17 protein-coding genes are annotated in these 20,136 nt (G+C 62.6%); 12 read left to right on the top strand and 5 right to left on the bottom strand.

All coding sequences use genetic code 11. The features are described 5' to 3' along the window. Positions 1–115: 115 nt before the first annotated feature. The 6 genes from rpsF (at position 116) to alr (ending at position 4,914) form a co-directional block, all read left to right on the top strand. A complete protein-coding gene (gene rpsF / locus FFS13_RS08020) occupies positions 116–538 on the top strand; it encodes a 30S ribosomal protein S6 (protein ID WP_137818578.1) in 423 nt (140 codons plus the stop codon). 28 nt (positions 539–566) lie between these two features. Further along, the gene (rpsR, locus tag FFS13_RS08015) at positions 567–797 is read left to right on the top strand and encodes a 30S ribosomal protein S18 (RefSeq protein WP_002551829.1); all 231 of its coding nucleotides are present in this window, start codon (positions 567–569) and stop codon (positions 795–797) included. Positions 798–833: 36 nt separating this feature from the next. Next, positions 834–1,727, top strand: coding sequence for a hypothetical protein (locus FFS13_RS08010; RefSeq protein WP_137818577.1), 894 nt, complete (start codon positions 834–836; stop codon positions 1,725–1,727). 21 nt (positions 1,728–1,748) lie between these two features. Next, positions 1,749–2,195, top strand: a complete 447-nt coding sequence (gene rplI / locus FFS13_RS08005; RefSeq protein ID WP_137818576.1) for a 50S ribosomal protein L9 — start codon at positions 1,749–1,751, stop codon at positions 2,193–2,195. Between the two features lie 110 nt (positions 2,196–2,305). Then, a complete protein-coding gene (dnaB, locus tag FFS13_RS08000) occupies positions 2,306–3,703 on the top strand; it encodes a replicative DNA helicase (protein WP_137818575.1) in 1,398 nt (465 codons plus the stop codon). Positions 3,704–3,840: 137 nt separating this feature from the next. Beyond that, positions 3,841–4,914, top strand: coding sequence for an alanine racemase (gene alr / locus FFS13_RS07995; protein WP_137818574.1), 1,074 nt, complete (start codon positions 3,841–3,843; stop codon positions 4,912–4,914). Between the two features lie 61 nt (positions 4,915–4,975). On the opposite strand, the gene FFS13_RS07990 is transcribed toward alr, so the two are convergent. Beyond that, complete coding sequence (locus FFS13_RS07990; protein ID WP_371922942.1) at positions 4,976–6,883, bottom strand: diguanylate cyclase domain-containing protein; 1,908 nt, start codon at positions 6,881–6,883, stop codon at positions 4,976–4,978. 214 nt (positions 6,884–7,097) lie between these two features. Here FFS13_RS07990 and FFS13_RS07985 point away from each other — a divergent pair, with 214 nt between their 5' ends. Beyond that, positions 7,098–9,395 carry a YgiQ family radical SAM protein gene (locus tag FFS13_RS07985; RefSeq protein WP_137818573.1) on the top strand — a complete coding sequence of 766 codons (2,298 nt, stop codon included), beginning with the start codon at positions 7,098–7,100 and terminating at the stop codon, positions 9,393–9,395. 150 nt (positions 9,396–9,545) lie between these two features. Here FFS13_RS07985 and FFS13_RS07980 read toward each other — a convergent pair whose 3' ends face one another. Further along, the gene (locus tag FFS13_RS07980; protein ID WP_137818572.1) at positions 9,546–9,728 is read right to left on the bottom strand and encodes a hypothetical protein; all 183 of its coding nucleotides are present in this window, start codon (positions 9,726–9,728) and stop codon (positions 9,546–9,548) included. Positions 9,729–10,043: 315 nt separating this feature from the next. Between FFS13_RS07980 and FFS13_RS07975 the strand changes: the two genes are divergently transcribed. Then, positions 10,044–10,892 carry a mechanosensitive ion channel family protein gene (locus tag FFS13_RS07975; protein WP_137818571.1) on the top strand — a complete coding sequence of 283 codons (849 nt, stop codon included), beginning with the start codon at positions 10,044–10,046 and terminating at the stop codon, positions 10,890–10,892. An 85-nt stretch (positions 10,893–10,977) separates the two neighbouring features. Here the strand turns inward: FFS13_RS07975 and FFS13_RS07970 are convergent, their stop codons facing one another. The 3 genes from FFS13_RS07970 to FFS13_RS07960 form a co-directional block, all read right to left on the bottom strand. Beyond that, positions 10,978–11,844 (bottom strand): hypothetical protein, encoded by an 867-nt coding sequence (locus FFS13_RS07970; RefSeq protein WP_137818570.1) that lies wholly within the window; start codon positions 11,842–11,844, stop codon positions 10,978–10,980. Between the two features lie 386 nt (positions 11,845–12,230). Beyond that, a complete protein-coding gene (locus tag FFS13_RS07965; protein ID WP_137818569.1) occupies positions 12,231–13,259 on the bottom strand; it encodes a 2-oxoadipate dioxygenase/decarboxylase family protein in 1,029 nt (342 codons plus the stop codon). A 163-nt stretch (positions 13,260–13,422) separates the two neighbouring features. Continuing rightward, positions 13,423–14,325: a LysR family transcriptional regulator gene (locus FFS13_RS07960; protein ID WP_137818568.1), complete on the bottom strand. Its 903-nt coding sequence runs from the start codon at positions 14,323–14,325 to the stop codon at positions 13,423–13,425. 144 nt (positions 14,326–14,469) lie between these two features. Between FFS13_RS07960 and FFS13_RS07955 the strand changes: the two genes are divergently transcribed. The 4 genes from FFS13_RS07955 (at position 14,470) to FFS13_RS07940 (ending at position 20,136) form a co-directional block, all read left to right on the top strand. Next, the gene (locus tag FFS13_RS07955; protein WP_137818567.1) at positions 14,470–15,960 is read left to right on the top strand and encodes an aldehyde dehydrogenase family protein; all 1,491 of its coding nucleotides are present in this window, start codon (positions 14,470–14,472) and stop codon (positions 15,958–15,960) included. A 79-nt stretch (positions 15,961–16,039) separates the two neighbouring features. Then, positions 16,040–17,323, top strand: coding sequence for an FAD-binding oxidoreductase (locus FFS13_RS07950; RefSeq protein WP_137818566.1), 1,284 nt, complete (start codon positions 16,040–16,042; stop codon positions 17,321–17,323). Between the two features lie 422 nt (positions 17,324–17,745). Next, positions 17,746–18,867 carry a branched-chain amino acid ABC transporter substrate-binding protein gene (locus tag FFS13_RS07945; RefSeq protein WP_137818565.1) on the top strand — a complete coding sequence of 374 codons (1,122 nt, stop codon included), beginning with the start codon at positions 17,746–17,748 and terminating at the stop codon, positions 18,865–18,867. A 354-nt stretch (positions 18,868–19,221) separates the two neighbouring features. After that, complete coding sequence (locus tag FFS13_RS07940) at positions 19,222–20,136, top strand: branched-chain amino acid ABC transporter permease LivH (RefSeq protein ID WP_137818564.1); 915 nt, start codon at positions 19,222–19,224, stop codon at positions 20,134–20,136.

Raw genomic sequence — 20,136 nt, 5'->3', positions numbered from 1 at the left:
CCCCTTGCCGTGACGGCAGGCGCTTATGTGCCTTTCAGTTCGGCAAGACACACAGTGTCATTCACTCCTTGTCTGACCGCTTTTGGCGGCAGGCTACAACCCGTAAGGAGCATTTATGCGTCATTACGAAATCATCTTTCTGGTTCACCCGGACCAGAGCGAGCAAGTCGGCGGCATGGTTGAGCGTTACACCAAGCTGATCGAAGAAGACGGCGGCAAAATTCACCGCCTGGAAGATTGGGGCCGCCGTCAGCTGGCCTACGCAATCAACAATGTTCACAAGGCTCACTACGTGATGCTGAACGTTGAGTGCACCGGCAAGGCCCTGGCTGAGCTGGAAGACAACTTCCGTTACAACGATGCCGTGATCCGTAACCTGGTCATCCGTCGCGACGAAGCCGTAACCGGCCAGTCCGAGATGCTCAAGGCTGAGGAAAATCGTAGCGAGCGCCGCGAGCGTCGTGATCGTCCTGAAAGCGCTGACTCCGTCGATGGCGATGACAGTGACAACAGCGACAGCGATAACGCTGACGAGTAATCCACGGATCTATTGAGGAGCCACTCTCATGGCACGTTTCTTCCGTCGTCGTAAGTTCTGCCGTTTCACCGCTGAAGACGTGAAGGAGATCGATTACAAAGATCTCAACACTCTGAAAGCCTATGTGTCCGAAACCGGCAAAATCGTTCCTAGCCGTATCACCGGTACCAAGGCTCGTTATCAGCGTCAGCTGGCCACCGCTATCAAGCGCGCCCGCTTCCTGGCCCTGCTGGCCTACACCGACAGCCACGGCCGCTGAGACCGGACGGTCGACAAGAAGTAAGGGATAGATCGCATGCGCGCCTTAGCTGAGTTCATCATGCGCGGTCGCATGCAGGCCACTCTCGTAGTGGTGGGTTCTGCGGCGTTGCCGCTGCTGTTCTGGTTAAGTGCTGCCGCAGGTTGCCTGGTGCTGCTGCGGCGCGGTCTGAGCGATGCTGCTGGCATCCTGGTTTGGGCCCTGCTACCGGCTTTGGTCTGGTGGTATTTCGGCGAGCCGCGCACCTTGTTGGTGTTGCTCGGATCGCTGGGGCTGGCGTTGATGTTGCGCGCCGGCCAGTCCTGGACTCGGGTGTTGCTCTGCAGCGTGGCTTTAGGCCTGGTGTACGGCTTGGTCTTGGGTGCGGTGTTCCGCGAATTCATCGAGGCGCTGGTGGGAGAGTTGCAGAAACTCTTGCCGCAAGCGCTCGGTGAACTCCACCAGCAGTTATCGGTGGATGAGCGAGCGCATCTGGATGCCTTGCTGGCGCCTGTACTGATCGGACTTTTGGCAGCTGTGCTGCAGATCGTCAGCCTGCTATGCCTGATGCTTGGGCGTTATTGGCAGGCGGCGTTGTATAACCCCGGTGGTTTTGGCCGTGAATTCCGCGCGCTGCGACTGCCGTCAGCGCTGGCGATGTTGCTGCTGGTGAGCATGTTGCTGGGGCCCAATCTGGGCTCGCAGTTGGCGATGCTGACACCGTTGTGCAGTGTACCCTTGGCGTTCGCCGGGCTGGCCTTGCTGCATGGGCTGGTGGCTGAAGGGCGACTAGGCAAGTTCTGGCTGGTCGGGTTGTACGTAACCCTGCTGCTGTTTATGCAGTTGATCTATCCGTTACTCGTGGTATTGGCCATTGTCGACAGTCTGATTGATTTTCGCGGACGCCTGGCGCGCAAGAACGGCGCCGGCCCTGCGAACGGTGAAGGTTAAAAGTTAAGAGGTAAGACCCAAATGGAAGTCATCCTGCTGGAAAAAATCGCCAACCTGGGCAACCTGGGCGATAAAGTGAATGTTAAGGCCGGTTACGGTCGTAACTTCCTGCTGCCGTTCGGCAAAGCCACCGCCGCTACCGCTGCGAACGTTGCTGCGTTCGAAGTGCGTCGCGCCGAGCTGGAAAAGCTGGCTGCAGACAAGAAAGCTTCTGCCGAAGCTCGCGCCGCCCAACTGGCTGAGCTGGAGGTGACCATCACCGCCACCGCCGGTGACGAAGGCAAGCTGTTCGGTTCGATCGGTACTCACGACATCGCCGATGCCCTGACCGCCTCTGGCGTGGAAGTGGCGAAGAGCGAAGTTCGTCTGCCGAACGGTACTATCCGTCACGTTGGCGAGTTCGACGTTGCTGTGCACCTGCACTCCGACGTCGAAGCAACCGTCCGCGTTGTCGTGGTGGCTGCCTAAGCAACACCAATCGCCTGGCACCTCGAGTGCCGGGCGGTTAACATCGGGCACGGCCCCGCGTGAGCGGAGTCGTGCCTTTTGTCTTTCTGTACCCCTGATTCTGTGTGGCCATGAACGATATCTCCGCCCCCGAGCAGTACGATCTGCAAACCGCCGCCCTCAAGGTGCCGCCGCACTCCATCGAGGCCGAACAGGCCGTGCTCGGTGGTCTGATGCTCGACAACAACGCCTGGGAGCGGGTGTTGGACCAGGTGTCCGATGGTGACTTCTATCGGCATGACCACCGCTTGATCTTCCGCGCCATCGCCAAGCTGGCCGACCATAACCAGCCGTTCGACGTCGTGACCTTGTCCGAACAACTGGACAAGGAAGGGCAGACTGCCCAGACCGGCGGCCTCGCGTACCTCGGTGAATTGGCGAAGAACACCCCGTCGGTGGCCAACATCAAGGCCTATGCGCAGATCGTCCGTGAGCGGGCCACCCTGCGCCAGTTGATCGGCATCAGTAACGAGATCGCCGACAGCGCCTTCAACCCGCAGGGCCGGGCGGCGGCTGAGATTCTCGACGAGGCCGAGCGGCAGATCTTCCAGATCGCCGAAGCGCGCCCGAAAACCGGCGGCCCGGTCGGCGTCAACGCTCTGCTGACCAAGGCCATCGATCGTATCGATACCCTGTTCAATACCGGCGCCGGCATCACGGGCCTGTCCACCGGTTACACCGATCTCGATGACAAAACCAGCGGCCTGCAGCCGGCCGACTTGATCATAGTCGCCGGTCGTCCGTCGATGGGTAAAACCACCTTTGCCATGAACCTGGTGGAGAATGCCGTACTGCGTAGCGACAAGGCGGTGCTGGTGTACTCCCTGGAGATGCCCGGCGAATCGCTGATGATGCGGATGCTCTCCTCCTTGGGCCGCATCGATCAGACCAAGGTGCGTTCCGGCCAGCTGGACGACGACGATTGGCCGCGCCTGACCTCGGCCGTCAACCTGCTCAATGACCGCAAGCTGTTCATCGATGACACCGCCGGCATCAGCCCCTCGGAAATGCGCGCGCGTACCCGCCGGCTCGTCCGCGAGCATGGTGAGGTGGGTTTGATCATGATCGACTACCTGCAGCTGATGCAGATCCCGGGCTCCGGTGGCGACAACCGCACCAACGAGATTTCCGAGATCTCGCGCTCCTTGAAGGCCCTGGCCAAAGAGTTCAACTGCCCGGTAGTGGCCCTGTCGCAGCTCAACCGCTCGCTGGAGCAGCGGCCGAACAAGCGTCCGATAAACTCCGACTTGCGTGAGTCCGGTGCGATCGAGCAGGACGCCGACGTGATCATGTTCGTCTACCGCGACGAGGTGTATCACCCGGAGACCGAGCACAAGGGCATTGCCGAAATCATCATCGGCAAACAGCGGAACGGCCCGATCGGCTTTATCCGCCTGGCGTTTCTCGGCAAGTACACCCGCTTCGAGAACCTCGCCCCAGGTAGCTACAACTTCGACGACAACGAATAACCCGGCCGGGTAGGTCTCCCGCCAAACCTACTGCGCGCGGCACAGTCGGCGTCGAGCGGTTTGGCAGGCGGTTTACCTCAATAAAACGGGCGCCAGCGGTTAAACTGGGCGCCCGTTTTGTTTTAGGACGACGTCGCATGCGCCCGCTTGTTGCCACCATCGATCTGGCTGCCATTCGCCATAACTACGCGCTCGCCAAACGCTGCGCACCGGGGCGTGAGGCGTTTGCGGTGGTGAAGGCGAATGCCTATGGGCATGGCGTGCGCGAGGTGGTCGGCAGCCTGCCGGAGGCCGATGGCTTTGCGGTGGCCTGCCTGGAAGAGGCGGCCGAGGTGCGGCGGGTGAATGCCGAGGCGCGGGTCCTGTTGCTCGAGGGCTGCTTCGAGCCGGCGGAGTACCAGGCCGCTGCACAGCTGGCTCTGGATGTGGTGGTGCAGGGCGCGGAGCAGGCCGAGGCCTTGCTCGCCGCGCAGTTGCCGGGGCCGCTGAGTGTCTGGCTCAAGCTCGACAGCGGCATGCACCGGCTGGGTTTTACGGCGGATCGGCTGCGGCATTGGCATGGGCGTCTGGCTGGCGCGGCGCAGGTCGCCGAGCTCAATCTGCTCAGTCATTTCGCCTGTGCCGATGAGCGTGGTCATCCGCTCACCGAGCAACAGGTGGAGGCCTTCCTCGATCTACTCGACCTGGATTTCCAGCAGCGCTCGCTGGCGAACTCGGCGGCCATCCTGACCATCCCGGCGGCGCATATGGATTGGCTGCGGCCGGGCATCATGCTCTATGGCGCCACGCCTTTTGCCGAACTGACGGCCAAGGAGCTGGGTTTGCGCCCGGCCATGAGTCTCACCGCGCAACTGATCGGCCTGCGCGACGTCGCGGTTGGCGAGAGTGTCGGCTACGGTGCCGGCTGGGTCGCGCGGCGGCCTTCGCGGATCGGCACGGTCAGTTGCGGTTATGCCGACGGTTATCCGCGGCATGCGCCTTCCGGTACGCCGCTGGTGCTGCGCGGCCAGCGTGTGCCGTTGGCAGGGCGGGTGTCGATGGATATGTTGGCGGTCGATCTGACGGATTGTCCCGAGGCGCAGTTGGGCGATGCGGTCGAGTTGTGGGGCGCGCAGTTGCCGGTCGATGAGTTGGCCCAGGCCTGCGGCACTATCGGCTACGAGCTGCTGACCAAGGTCACCGCCCGCGTGCCGCGGCGTTACCACTTCTAGGGTGTGTAAATCGCACCCGACAGCAGCTCGCTCGGCGTCGTAGGCAGAGCATGGCAAGTCCTCAAAGCAGCCCGTTCGGCACCTTCAGCACATCCAGGTGCAGGCAAGCGTCAGTGCTCGGCTCGCCAGCGGCGCCACACAGGGCGAAGCCCGAGCGGCCGCGCGCCTTGGCCCGGTACAGTGCGCCGTCGGCGGCCTTGTACAGACTGGTGAACTGCTCACCATGGCGCGGGTAGAGCGCCACCCCGATGCTGATGGTCACCACCAGTTGCAGCGCGCCGTAGAGCACCGGTTGGGCCAGCTCGGCGAGCAGGCGTTCGGCGATCTCGCGAGCATGCTGTTCCGCCTCCGGCCCGCCGATCAGCACGGCGAACTCGTCGCCGCCCAGGCGCGCCACCATGTCGTTGCTGCGCACATGCTGGCTCAGGCGCTGGGCGATGGTGCGCAGCATCAGGTCGCCGGCGTCGTGGCCATGGTTGTCGTTGATCGGTTTGAAATGATCCAGGTCGATCAGCATCAGGGCCGCCGTCTCCGCGCGCCGTTGTGCATCGGCCAGCGCCACTTCGACGCGTTCGATCAGATAGCGGCGATTTGGTAGATCGGTCAGCGGGTCGTGGAAGGCCGCATGCTGCAACGCCTGCTCACGCTCGCACAGGTTCAGATTGGCCGCGGCCAGCTCGGCGGTGCGCAGGGCCACGGCCGTCTGCAGCTCGTCGGCGCTGGTCTGCATCTGGGTCAGGCGTGCGGTTTTCTCGCGGTCGGCCAGCTCCAGCGCGGCGGCTTTTTCCTGCTTGAGCATCTGGATGCGGTAGGCCAGGGCGAAGGAGAACAGGATCGACTCGGCGGCCACCGCCAGGGGGAACAGGTAGGCGGTGAAGTTGCCCGGCTGGATGATGCCGGCGGCACGCAGCAGCAGGATCACGGTGCTGGTGAGGATGGAGCCGTAGCCGAACAGGTAGAGGCGCGCCGGGAAGAAACCCTGGTACCAGCGGATGCTGGCGCTGATCAGGGCGGTGGGTACGGTCGCGATGGGGATCAGGGCGATCAGCAACGCGGCCTCGGCACGCAGACCGAGGGCGTTGATCAGCAGGGCCACCAGGTAGAGGGCGCAGCCGGCGCCGAGGAGGCGATGAGCCCAGGGCAGGCCGCGTTTGGTGTAGAGCAGTTCCTGGGTGAAACGGGTGACGAACAGGCCCCACAGCGAGGGTAGGGTGATGCGGTCGAGCCAGACGGGCACTGCGGCGTCCGGCCAGAGGTATTGGAAGCCATGCCCGGTCATGCTGAGGATGAACACCAGGCCGCCGGTCGTGGCCAGCACGTACCAGAGGTAGGCGCGGTCGCGCAGGGCTAGGAGGATGAACAGGTTGTACAGAAGGAGTGCGAGGATCACTCCGTAGATCAGGCCGAGGGCGAGGTTCTCGTGAGTCGCTTGCCGTTCCAGGTCGCTCAGTTGCCAGATGTTCAGCGGGAAGGAGTTGCCGGCTGGGTCGTAGCTGCGCAGGTAGAGCGTCAGCGGCTGCTCGCCGAGTTCGGGCAGGCGAAACAGCATGCGCCGATAGTCATGGTCGCGGCCGGCGGCATGGGCGACCCGCTCGCCGGCCTGGCGCTGGGTCCAGCCGCTACGGTCGTCCGGCAGATAAACGCGTAGATCGAGCAGGGTGACGGCGCCGACCGCCAGCCACCAGTCGCGCGGCGCGTCGCTGGCGCGCGCCAACTGCAGCTTGATCCACCAGGGGTGGCGGCTCTGGCCGACGCTGGTGCGCCCGGCGGCCGGCTGGAAGCGTTGCTGCACCGCCGGGTCGGTCATGTCGTCGATCGTCAGCTGGCCGCCGCTATCCTCCAGCAGCTCGATCTGTGCATTCAGCGACAAGCCGCTGCTGGCGCGTTCCAACACTATGGGGGCGGCACTGGCCCAGCCGCCGATGCCGGCCAGGCACAACAGGATGCTTAGGGAGATTAAACACCGCACCGCTCAGGCTCCATATACCCGGCTTCTATAGGGCCGGGCGGTATTATTTCCGGCCGAGTATAACCACAAGCCGTGCCTATGATCGTAAAGTGTCAGACAAACTCTTTCGCTTCTGTGGGCGCGGCTAAGGCCCAGCGCCACGGTCGGATTTGGTTAAAATTTGTGCTATATTCCGCGCCCGCGATTTTCCTCTTGAACGCCATCGGTCACCGACATGCACGCAGCCAAGCCGTTATTCGACTATCCCAAGTACTGGGCCGAATGTTTCGGGCCCGCACCCTTCCTGCCGATGAGCCGGGAAGAGATGGATCAGCTTGGCTGGGATTCCTGCGACATCATCATCGTCACCGGCGATGCCTACGTCGATCACCCGTCCTTCGGCATGGCCATCATCGGCCGTCTGCTGGAGGCCCAGGGCTTCCGGGTCGGCATCATCGCGCAGCCCGATTGGACCAGCAAAAACGACTTCATGAAGCTCGGCGAGCCGAACCTGTTCTTCGGCGTCGCGGCCGGCAACATGGATTCGATGATCAACCGCTATACCGCCGACAAGAAGATCCGCTCGGACGACGCCTACACCCCGGGCGGTCTGGCCGGTAAGCGCCCGGACCGCGCCAGCCTGGTGTACAGCCAGCGCTGCAAGGAAGCCTACAAGCACGTACCCATCGTATTGGGTGGGATCGAGGCCTCGCTGCGGCGCATCGCCCATTACGATTACTGGCAGGACAAGGTTCGCCATTCGATCCTGATCGACGCCTGCGCCGACATTCTGCTGTACGGCAACGCCGAGCGCGCCATAGTCGAGGTCGCCCAGCGCCTGTCCTACGGCCAGAAGATCGAAGAGATCACCGATATCCGCGGCACCGCCTTTATCCGTCGGGATACCCCGCAAGGCTGGTTCGAGATCGACTCCACCCGCATCGACCGGCCGGGCAAGGTCGACAAGATCATCAACCCCTACGTCAACACCCAGGACACCCAGGCCTGCGCCATCGAGCAGGACAAGGGCCCGGCGGATGACCCGCAGGAAGCCAAGGTCGTGCAGCTGCTGCCGAACCCCCGGCTGACCCGCGACAAGACGGTGATCCGCCTGCCGTCCTTCGAGAAGGTCCGCGGCGATTCGGTGCTGTACGCCCACGCCAACCGCGTGTTGCACCTGGAAACCAACCCGGGCAACGCCCGTGCGCTGGTGCAGAAGCATGGCGAGGTGGATGTCTGGTTCAATCCGCCACCCATCCCGATGACCACCGACGAGATGGACTACGTGTTCGGCATGCCCTATGCGCGCATTCCGCACCCGGCGTACGGCAAGGAGAAAATTCCGGCCTACGACATGATCCGTTTCTCGGTGAACATCATGCGTGGCTGCTTCGGCGGCTGTACCTTCTGCTCGATCACCGAGCACGAAGGCCGAATCATCCAGAACCGTTCGCAAGAGTCGATCATCCGCGAGATCGAGGAGATCCGCGACAAGGTCCCAGGCTTCACCGGCGTGATTTCCGACCTCGGCGGACCGACCGCGAACATGTACCGCATCGCCTGCAAGAGCCCGGAGATCGAGTCCGCCTGCCGCAAGCCTTCGTGCGTGTTCCCGGGCATCTGCGAGAACCTGAATACCGACCACTCGTCGTTGATCCAGCTGTATCGCAGCGCCCGCGCACTGCCGGGCGTGAAGAAGATCCTGATCGCCTCGGGCCTGCGTTACGACCTGGCGGTCGAGTCGCCGGAGTATGTCAAAGAGCTGGTCACCCACCACGTCGGTGGCTACCTGAAGATCGCCCCGGAGCACACCGAGGAGGGTCCGCTCAACAAGATGATGAAGCCGGGCATCGGCAGCTATGACAAGTTCAAGCGGATGTTCGAGAAGTACTCGAAAGAGGCGGGCAAGGAGCAGTACCTGATCCCCTATTTCATCGCCGCGCACCCGGGTACCACCGACGAGGACATGATGAACCTCGCCCTGTGGCTCAAGAGCAGCGGCTTCCGGGCCGATCAGGTGCAGGCCTTTTACCCCTCGCCGATGGCCACCGCCACCGCCATGTACCACTCCGGCAAGAACCCGCTGCGTAAGGTCACCTATAAGAGTGACACGGTGAATATCGTCAAGAGTGAGCAGCAGCGCCGCCTGCATAAGGCCTTCCTGCGCTACCACGACCCGAAGGGCTGGCCGCTGCTACGTGAGGCGCTGACCCGCATGGGCCGTGCCGACCTGATCGGCCCGGGCAAGAACCAGCTGATCCCGCTGCATCAGCCGGCCACCGACAGCTACCAGAGCGCACGGCGCAAGAACTCCACCCCGGCCGGCAGCCACAAGGTCGGTAAGACCCAGACGCTGTTGACCCAGCACACCGGCTTACCCCCGCGCGGCAGTGACGGCAGCAACCCCTGGGACAAGCGCGAGGCCGCCAAGGCTGCCGCTTTCGCCAAGGGCAAGGAAGAAGCCAAGGCCCGTGCCGATGCGAGCAAGGGTAAAGGCAAGAAGCCAGTGAAGCGGCCCGTAGTGCCGCGTTAATTCGCCGCGATCAGCAAAACGCCAGCCTTAGGGCTGGCGTTTTGCATTGAGCGCTTCGCATTTTGAGTTGCGCGAGAGCGGCGCAGAAGGGTTGTTGACGGTCGTGCGCGGGAGAATTGCAGGGTATCGGGCCTGGGGCTGGCACGGGGATTAGGCGTTAGGGGCTTCGTCTGTCGGCGCTTGATCGGCAGTTTCGTCGGCGGACGACTCGGCTTGCTCCAGTTGTGCCTGTTCGGCCTGAGCGGCGTTTTTACGCTGCAGTTTTTCCTCTTTCTTCTGCTCTTTGGCGAGATCGCGCTGACGCTTGGCGAAGGAATAATTAGGTTTGGCCATTGGTGATCCTCTCTCGTGGGGCGATGTTGGATGGATTATGCCAGTGAGTCCTTCGACTTTGGGTTGTTCTCGACGATTCGCCCCGATTTAAACGCGATTATCCGCGCAAAAGTCCCTGAACGCTCCGGCTAGCGCACCTCGGCAGCCAGACCCGGGCTCCGGCGCCGCTGGATTTGCCAGGGTTTAGCCTTGCGCAGTCCGGCCAGCGGCCCAGCAACCGCTCTGCGGCCTTATCCGCGGCGCCTAAGTTTCCAGCCAGCCGGCGTTTGGCGTGCTAGCGTTTTTGAGTCATTCCCCAGCACTAGGCGCATAACCATGGACGAAACAACGATCGTTAATGTGGGTACGGAAAAAATCAATTCGCTGGTCAATCTGGCTTCGCAGTACGGCGCGGCGTTTGCCATCAAGATTCTCTCGGCGGTTGCATTTTGGGTGATCGGCCGCTGGCTGATCGGTTTCGCCGTCGGTCTGGTGCAGAAGTCATTGGGCCGGCAGAAGGTCGACCCGACCGTGCTGCGCTATGTCGGCTCCTTTATCACCGTGACGCTGAACATCATCTTGGTGATCGGTATCCTCGGTTTCTTCGGGGTGCAGACCACGACCTTCGCGGCGTTGCTGGCGGCGGTCGGGCTGGCCATCGGTATGGCCTGGTCTGGGCTGTTGGCGAACCTGGCGGCGGGCGGTTTTATCATCGTGCTGCGGCCGTTCAAGGTTGGCGATTTCATTAGCGCCGGCGGCGTGACCGGCACCGTGGTCGAAATCGGCCTGTTTGTCACCGCGATCAACACCCCGGACAACGTGTTGACCCTGGTCGGCAATAACAAGATCTTCTCCGACAACATCCAGAACTACTCCCATAACTCCTTCCGCCGGGTGGAGTTGAAGGCGCAGCTGTCGGGTGCGGCGGACTATCCGGCGGCCATCGCGCTGCTGAAAGGCCGTATCGCCGCGATCCCCAACGTCCTGGCCGAGCCTGCGGTGGATGTCGAGATCCTCGAGTTCAACCTGCTCGGTCCGGTGCTGGCGGTACGTCCGTATTGCCATAACGACCAGTACTGGCAGGTGTATTTCGACACCAACAAAACGATCAAAGATGCCCTCGGCGAAGGCGGCTTCCCGGCGCCAATGCCGGCGCAGACGGTGATCATGCAGCAAGCGAGCTAGCTGCGACTGGGCCGGCAGTGGCGCTGCCTGGATTGGGTACGGCGCAATTAAACGGAGGAGCTTGCGCCGTATGCCGGGCGAGGGGTTATTGCGGTGATTCGGGGAAGCTCTGATCCGAGATAATCAGGCCTTTGACCAGGGTTCTAACCTGCTTATCCAACTGTTGAAACTGACCCAGTCGAGACGCTTCGAACTCGTAAGTAAGGGCTAGATCCTTATCCAGCATGCTGTTGGCCCGGCACCATCTGAACGCGGCTTGCGGGTCGATGTCGCAGACCATGTAGAGCAACTCCGCAGTCTGCCCAGGATTGGCAATCAGCAGCTGTTGGTCGCTCCAGGCCGAGCCTTGTGCCGGTGGCGGGGCGCTGCGGAAGATGCGAAAGCTACTCGCGGCATTGCTTACTTCTTCGGTGAAGATAGTGCCGGTCTCGTAGTTCAGGCCTCTTTCCACGGGCGTGTTGCCACAGAAACCGCCCAGGCAGTCAGGCTGATTCGAGTCGAGCCTTAGGCTCAGTGTGATTTTGACCCGTTGTTTTAACGGGTGTCTGGCAGCCTGCGTTCCCCGCGGGCTCGCGCCGCCCGCATTGAGCTGCTGCATCCATAGGCTCAGCGGCGCCAGGTCCGGGCCGCCGGCATCGAACTCGATGTCGTGCTGCGGCTGCTCGTGGATGTAGGGAGTCCAGTTCAGGTAGGCGCGCGGTATGTCCAGCTGGACTATTCGTCGCGCACTGCCTTCAGGCGCCGCGCTGAACTCACGGCCCTTGGCCGTGCCGGTCGAGAGTGTGATGTGCACGCGTTCGAGGTTGGCCGAGCGTGGGGCCAGAGGGCAGCCAGGTGGGTAGACGGAGCAGGCGAAGTCGCCATAGCCAGACCACAGGAGCTTCACCGCAGGCCAGGCCAGCAGGGCGACTAGCAGCACGCCGCTGCCTAGCAGGAGGTTCCTCTTACTCATGGCCTGCAACCCCTCTGAACCGTCCATCCTCGACTAGGCGCCTGCCTCGGCTCGGCTTGGGAATGCCCACAGAGTAATGGCTGCGGTGTCGGCGACCAAGCGTTAGGCGGGGTGTCGTTCATCCGGGCAGGCACCACTGGCGCCGCAGGCATAGGCGGCGAGCAGGCTGCGCATCAAGTCGGTGAGGGGCATGTGGGTTTCTCCAAACAGGTGGGCTTCTACAAAATAGTAGCGCTGCCGCCATGCTAAGGCTGCAGATGGGCTTAACGCCTGTTGATTGGCTCAATGGCGGCGATAGCTCCGTAGGGCGGCCTCGGGAGCGCAGCGAACAGCCCGCCATTGCTGATTGGGCGGCTGGCGTACTGCTTCGCGAGTACGCCCTACAGTCAGCGAGCGCTGCGCGAATCGGTCATCTTGAAGATGCCCTGGGCATTGCTGCTGTCGAAATGCAGGTCGAGCTGCCCCGTCTCGTCGTCGATCTCGCGTTGAATGAATTCGACGAAGGAGCCCGGTACTTCACGCTGGACGCGTTGGCCGGCGGCGTCGAGAAAAGTCCGCTGTACCTGCACCGCCTTGTAGGCGGTTTGCATGACCCGGCGAGAGCTGGAGACTTCGATGCTGTCCTTCATCGGTCGGCCTTTGGCCCTTTGCTCTGCGACCACCCGTTCGAGATCGCCGACCCGGTCGGTGAGGTGGTTGAAGCGATTGCCTTCGGTGGCGATCCAGGCCATTTCCGCGCTTTCCCTGAGCAGCAGTCGATAGTCGCTTTCCCGCACCACGGCATGCTGGCAGTCGAAGGCCAAATACAGCGCCGGCAGCAGGGTCTGTGCTTGTTCCTGGCTGCAGTGGCGAGTCAGCCGCAGGCCTTTGAGTATGCTTAGATGCTCCGCTTGCAGCGGGTCGCGGCTGCTCTCGACGACGCGGCTGACCGCTTGCTGGAAGGCTTCGCCGAAGCGCCCCGGATGCAGCTCGGAGACGAAGAACTGGGCGATATCCGCCGGCAGGTCCTGCTGGCGATAGGCATAGCCGGTCATGTTCAGCTTGGTCAGCGGGTAGGTGCGCACATCGGTAAAGCCCAGCGGCTCCAGCAAGCGGGTGAAGGCCTGGCGACCGCGTGGCAAGTCCCCGTTCTCCGGCCAGTCGACGGTGCGGATAGCGCCGTGGTCGAAGCTCACCTTGCGGCCTTGCATAAGCTGTTCTTCTACATAAATTCGTCCGGCTGGCACTGCCTCCACCAGTTTGTGGAACAGGCAGAGGTTAAGCGCCTCGGCCAGCCAGGCGCGGTGCAGGCTTTGCTCGCTGTTGGCGAAGCCTTGCAACCCTTCGGGGATTTCGACGTGGGCGAAGACCCAGTCGGCGGCAGGTTGGCCAATGACCGAGGCGACTAGGTTAAGCAGGCGTGTGGAGGTGGGCATGGTGTCGGCGGCTCTGACGGTGAAGGCGAGCCTGTATAAAAGCCGGCCCAGGCGCGGGTCGCAAGTGAAAAAAAATGCCGGGTTCATTCCATTTATTCTTGTTGGCCGCTGCGGTCTTCGTGCGCCAGCGAGCAGCCGGCAGCCGTCGGCAGGGTAACGCCGCCTACAGCTCTGGCGGCACCTCGAGGTGTTCGAGTATCCAGCGCACAAAGTCGCGCACCTTCGGCACCTCGGCGGCCTGTTCGGCATAGGCCAGGTAGTAGGCATTGCTGCTCGCCAGGCTGTGCTGCCAAGGGATCACCAGCTTGCCTTCGGCCAGCTCTTCCTCCACCAGGAACCGCGGCAACAGCGCGACGCCGCAGCCGACCTGGGCGGCGCGGATGCACATGTAGAAGGTGTCGAAGCGTGGCCCATGATAGCTGTGTTCGGTATGCCGATCCTGGCTCTGGAACCACTCGTGCCAGGCCTCCGGGCGGGTCGCGTTTTGCAGCAGCACCAGTTCGGTCAACTGGGTCGGATCGCTGAAAGGTTCGGCCGGCAAGGCGCTGGGCGCGCAGACCGGGACCATTTCCTCGCCGAACAATCTGATGCACTCGGCCCCGGGTCGCGCGCTCTGGCCGTAGAAGAAGGCCACGTCGCTGCGGCCTTGCGCCAGATCGTCGGGTTCCAGCTCATTGCGCACATCCAGATGGATATTCGGATGCCGCAGGCGCCAGCCCTTGAGTCGCGGGATCAGCCAGCGCGAGCCGAAGGTCGGCAGCGTGGAAACCCGCAGCACCTCGGTCTCGCCGCCGTAGGAGCGCAGGTAATGCGTGGACATCTCCACCTGGGTGAGGATCTTGCGCACCTCGACCAGGTACAGCGAGCCGGCGGGCGTCAGTTGCAGGCTGCGGCGCACGCGGCGAAACAGCAAATGCTGAACCAGTTCCTCGAGTTGCGCGACCTGCTTGCTCACGGCGCTCTGGGTCAGGCTCAGTTCTTCCGCGGCGCGGGTGAAACTCAGGTGCCGCGCCACGGCTTCGAAGCATTGCAGGGCGGTCAGTGAGGGCATATGGCGCTTGAGCATGGCGAGCCTCATTGGATTGGGGAAGGTTTAAGCATGACTAAACGGAATGATATACGGAGTAAAGGTCGTTTGTTGGCGCGCAACAGTCCAGCTATTACTGCTGTCATTGCTTGCCATTCCTCAATCACTTCAGGTGCAGAACTCATGGTTGCCTCATTGCTCGATAAGTTGGGCGTCGACCCGCAGCGTTATCAACAGGGCGGTCATGCCGTCCACACACCCATAGACGGCAGCCAGATCGGCACGGTGCAGCTGCAGAGTGGCGCCGAAGTCGAGCAGCAGATCGGCCGCGCCGAGCAGGCATTCCAGGCCTGGCGCAAGGTGCCGGCACCGCGTCGCGGCGAGCTGATCCGCTTGTTCGGTGAAGCGCTGCGCCAGCACAAGGCCGAACTCGGCGAGCTGGTGTCCTGGGAGGCCGGCAAGATCACCCAGGAAGGTCTGGGCGAGGTGCAGGAGATGATCGACATCTGCGACTTCGCCGTCGGCTTGTCGCGCCAGCTCTACGGTCTGACCATCGCCTCCGAGCGCCCCGGCCACCATATGCGCGAGACCTGGCACCCGCTTGGCGTAGTCGGAGTGATCAGCGCCTTCAATTTCCCGGTCGCGGTATGGGCCTGGAATACCACGCTGGCGCTGGTCTGTGGCAACTCGGTGGTGTGGAAGCCCTCGGAAAAGACGCCGCTGACGGCACTGGCCTGCCAGGCGCTGTTCGATGGCGTGGCCAAGCAATTCAGTGAGGCGCCGGCTTATCTCAGCCAAGTCATGATCGGTGCGCGGGAGGCGGGCGCGGCCTTGGTGGACGATCCGCGCGTGGCGCTGATCAGTGCCACCGGTAGCACCCGCATGGGCCGTGAAGTGGCGCCGAAAGTGGCGGCCCGTTTCGCCCGCTCGATTCTCGAGCTGGGCGGCAACAACGCGATGATCCTGGCGCCAAGCGCCGATCTCGATCTGGCGGTACGCGGCATCCTGTTCAGCGCCATCGGCACGGCCGGGCAGCGTTGCACCACGCTGCGGCGCCTGATCGCCCATGAGTCGGTCAAAGACGAGATCGTCAGCCGCTTGCAGACCGCTTACGCCAAGGTGCGTATCGGTCACCCGCTGGAAGGCAACCTGGTCGGCCCGCTGATCGACAAGCACGGCTTCGACAGCATGCAGGACGCGCTGGAGCAGGCGTCGAGCGAGGGCGGCAAGGTCTTCGGCGGCACCCGGCAATTGGCCGAGCAATTCCCCGACGCCTATTACGTGGCGCCGGCCATAGTCGAAATGCCGGAGCAGAGCGAAGTGGTCTGCACTGAAACCTTCGCGCCGATTCTCTACGTGATCGGCTACCGCGATTTCAACGAAGCGCTGCGCTTGAACAACGCCGTACCCCAGGGGCTGTCCTCCTGCATCTTCACCACCGACGTGCGTGAGGCGGAGCTGTTTATGTCGGCGCTCGGCAGCGATTGCGGCATCGCCAACGTCAACATCGGCCCCAGCGGCGCGGAGATTGGCGGCGCCTTCGGCGGCGAGAAGGAAACCGGTGGCGGTCGTGAGTCCGGCTCGGATGCCTGGCGCGCCTATATGCGCCGGCAGACCAATACGGTCAACTACTCCCACGAACTGCCGTTGGCCCAAGGTATTAGCTTTGATTGAGTTGCGACGCTGTTCGAGTTGCCTGCGTAAGTGTGGCTAACGCCGCGCCTACAGGAACTATGTCGATAAGGATTCGGGAATGACGCTGCGCCAAGAATGCCTGTGGGAACAACTGACGCCCGAGCGGCCAACAGCCAACGCCCTGAGCGGCGAGCTGAAGGTCGATGTCTGCGTGATTGGCGCCGGCATCACCGGGCTGTCCGCCGCGCTGCACCTGCTCGAACAAGGTAAAAGCGTGTGCGTGCTGGAGGCTCACGAAACCGGGCATGGCGGCTCGGGGCGCAACGTCGGGCTGGTCAACGCCGGCATGTGGATCGCGCCGGACGAGGTCGAATCCGGGCTGGGTCAGGCGGTCGGCAGCAAGCTGGTGGCGACCATGGGGGCGGCACCGGCACTGGTGTTTTCGCTGATCGACAAATACGCCATCGACTGCCAGGCACGCCGCGAAGGCACCCTGCACATGGCGCATAACGCGCGCGGTCTGGCCGATCTGCAAAGCCGTTGCGGGCAGTGGCAGCGTCGCGGTGCGCCGGTGGAGATGTTGACCGGCGCGGCGTGCAGCGAAGCGACAGGTACCCGGCGGATTGCGGCGGCCCTGCTCGATCGGCGCGCCGGCACGCTCAATCCGATGGCGTACACCAGCGGCCTGGCGAGGGCGGTAACCCAGCTGGGCGGCAAGTTGTTCCATCATTCGCCGGTCACCCGCCTGGAGCGTCAAGGCTCGACCTGGTGCGTGATCACCGAGCGCGGCGCGGTCAATGCCGAGCAGGTGGTGATCGCCTCGAATGCCTACACCGAAGGCGAGTGGAGCGAACTGCGGCGCAATTTCTTTCCCGGTTTCTACTATCAGGTCGCCTCCGCGCCACTCAACAGCGAAGCGGCCGCGCGCATCCTGCCGGGCGGCCAAGGGTCCTGGGATACTCGGCAAGTGCTCAGCAGTATTCGCCGGGATGCCGCGGGCCGTCTGCTGCTGGGCAGCCTCGGCAGTGGTACGAGTAAACCGGCCTGGTTCCTGCGGGCCTGGGCCGATCGGATCCAGCAGCATTACTTTCCCGAGCTGGGACGCGTGGACTGGGAAAGCACCTGGACCGGCACCATCGCCTTCACGCCCGATCACCTGATGCGCCTGTTCGAGCCGGCGCCGGGCCTGGTCGCGGTGACCGGTTACAACGGTCGCGGGGTCACCACCGGCAGTGTGGTGGGCAAGGCCTTCGCCGATTACCTGGTGAGTGGGGATGCGCAAGCGTTACCTATGCCGTTACAGCCCATGCGGAGCGTTACCGCGGCCGGCCTGCGCAGTTGTTTGTATGAGGCGGGCTTCTCGCTGTATCACGCGGGGCAATGTTTGCGTGTCGTTATTTGAATGCTGGAGGTCGTTTTTGCGGTGATCATTCCGGGGCATCTGTGCGGCACTGAGGCCGGTGTTTTGGGGGCTGGGGTTTACGCGGATTTGGCTCGAACCACGGCGGGATTTTCACGGTTTTTCGGGCGGTTCGCCGCAGTGCGCGGGACAGTGGATTGCGCACCAGGCATGTGCAAATATCAGCCCTCTGTCTATTGTTACTTATCGTATTGACGGATTGCGCCGATGCTGCGTCAAGAGATGTTTTAGGCTTCCTGTTTTATTTGAGTAAGTATCTGATTTAAAACACTTAATATGAGGTAAGCAGCGCACAAAAAAGACGTTAAGGGCGATCTCAAAATATAAAAAATAATGGCACGCCACTTGCTCTCGTTATTCCCCGAAGTACGAGCGCAACTCAAACCCCTCAGGAGCAAAACTCCATGTCGCAGAAGATTTTCAGAAAAGGCTTTCTGGCTCTCGCAGTTACCACTGCATTAGGAATCTCTGCCGTCGCACAGGCGGACGTAACAATCGGTGTAGCTGGCCCTCACACAGGCGCCAACGCATCCTTCGGTGAACAATATTGGCGCGGTGCTTCCCAAGCGGCGGAAGACATCAACGCTGCCGGTGGCATCAATGGGGAAAAGATCAAGCTGGTCAAGGCCGATGACGCCTGTGAGCCGAAACAGGCCGTGGCCGTGGCCAACCGCCTGGTGGATCAGGACAAGGTGCTGGCCGTGGTCGGCCACTTCTGCTCCTCCTCGACCATCCCGGCTTCCGAGGTGTACGACGAGGCGGGCGTGCTCGCCATGACTCCCGGCTCGACCAACCCGGTGGTCACCGAGCGTGGCCTGTCCGGCATGTTCCGCATGTGCGGGCGTGACGACCAGCAGGGCATAGTCGCCGGCAACTATATAGTCGATACGCTGAAGGCGAAGAAGGTCGCCATCCTTCACGACAAGGACACCTACGGACAGGGGCTGGCCGATGCGACCAAGGCCCAGCTGGCCAAGCGCGGCGTGAAGGAAGTGCTCTATGAGGGCCTGACCCGCGGCGAGAAAGACTTCAACGCGCTGGTCACCAAGCTGCGCGCCTCCGGCGCCGAAGTGGTCTACTTCGGCGGCCTACACCCGGAGGCCGGCCCGCTGGTGCGGCAGATGCGCGAGCAGGGCCTGACCGCCGTCTTCCTCTCCGGCGACGGCATAGTCACCGACGAACTGGTCACCACCGCCGGCGGGCCGCAGTACACCAAGGGCGTGCTGATGACCTTCGGCGCCGACCCGCGGAAGATTCCGGACGGCCAGCCGGTGATCGAGAAGTTCCGTGCCGGCGGCTTCGAGCCGGAAGGCTACACCCTGTATGCCTACGCCACGTTGCAGGCATTGGCGGCGGGCTTCAATGGCGCCGGCGCTAACGATGCGGCCAAGGCCGGCGAGTGGCTGAAAGGCCATCCGGTGCAGACCGTGCTGGGCAAGAAGGAATGGGACCAGAAGGGCGACCTGAAGGTCTCCGACTACGTGGTCTACGAGTGGGACGCGCAGGGCAAATACCACCAGCAGTAAGCTCTAGGAGCCTGTCGGACTTAGGACTGTCCTACTGCGAAAGCCTGGATATTGGCCCGTTTTTTCACTCAGCCTCGTTAAAGAGAATGGCTATTCGCCTCGGCTGAGTGAAAAAACAGTCTCAATCCCAGACTTTCTCGCTACGGACGCCTAAGCCCGACAGGTTCCTGGCTCGGCTAACCGCTCAGATGCTACCCGCGCCTGAGCGGTTGGTGCCTTCCGGGAACTGCTGAGTCGTCAACCGCGCTCACCGCCGCATTCAGTGCCGAGGTTGTTCAGCAGTACCCGTCTGATTTCACTTGAGGAGACCGGCCGAACCCCAGGCCGGTTGCCCCAACAGACGAGACTGAGTCAATGGACGGTATTTTCCTGCAGCAAATGATCAACGGGCTGACCCTCGGGTCGGTCTACGGCCTGATCGCCATCGGCTACACCATGGTTTACGGCATCATCGGCATGATCAACTTCGCCCATGGCGAGGTGTACATGATCTCCGCCTACCTCTCGGCCATCACCCTGGCGCTCTTGGCCTACTTCGGCCTGGAATCCTTTCCGCTGCTGATCCTCGGCACACTGCTGTTCACCATTCTGGTGACCGCCGTGTACGGCTGGGTGATCGAGCGCATCGCCTATAAACCGCTGCGCAACTCGACCCGGTTGGCCCCGCTGATCAGCGCCATCGGCATGTCGCTGATCCTGCAGAACTACGTGCAGATCAGCCAGGGCGCACGCCAGCAAGGCGTGCCCACGCTGCTCGACGGCGCGCTGAAGCTGAGCATCGGTGAGGGCTATGTGCAGCTGACCTATACCAAGGTCTTCATCCTGATCGCCTCCTTCCTCGGCATGGGCGTGCTGACCTATGTGATCCAGCACACCAAGCTCGGGCGGATGTGCCGGGCGACCCAACAGGACCGCAAGATGGCCTCGATCCTCGGCATCAATACCGACCGGGTGATCTCCTACGTGTTCGTCATCGGCGCCGCCATGGCCGCGTTGGCCGGCGTGCTGATCACCATGAACTACGGCACCTTCGACTTCTATGCCGGCTTCATCATCGGCATCAAGGCGTTCACCGCCGCCGTGCTCGGCGGCATCGGCTCGCTGCCCGGCGCGATGCTCGGCGGCATCATTCTCGGCGTGGCCGAGGCGCAGTTCTCCGGCATGGTCAACACCGACTACAAGGACGTGTTCTCCTTCTCCTTGTTGGTGCTGATTCTGATTTTTCGACCACAAGGGCTACTCGGTCGCCCACACGTGGCAAAGGTGTAA

It is taken from the genome of Pseudomonas sp. 2FG (assembly GCF_005502935.1).
Lineage (GTDB): Bacteria > Pseudomonadota > Gammaproteobacteria > Pseudomonadales > Pseudomonadaceae > Aquipseudomonas.
This window is presented reverse-complemented; position numbering and strand designations above follow the sequence as displayed.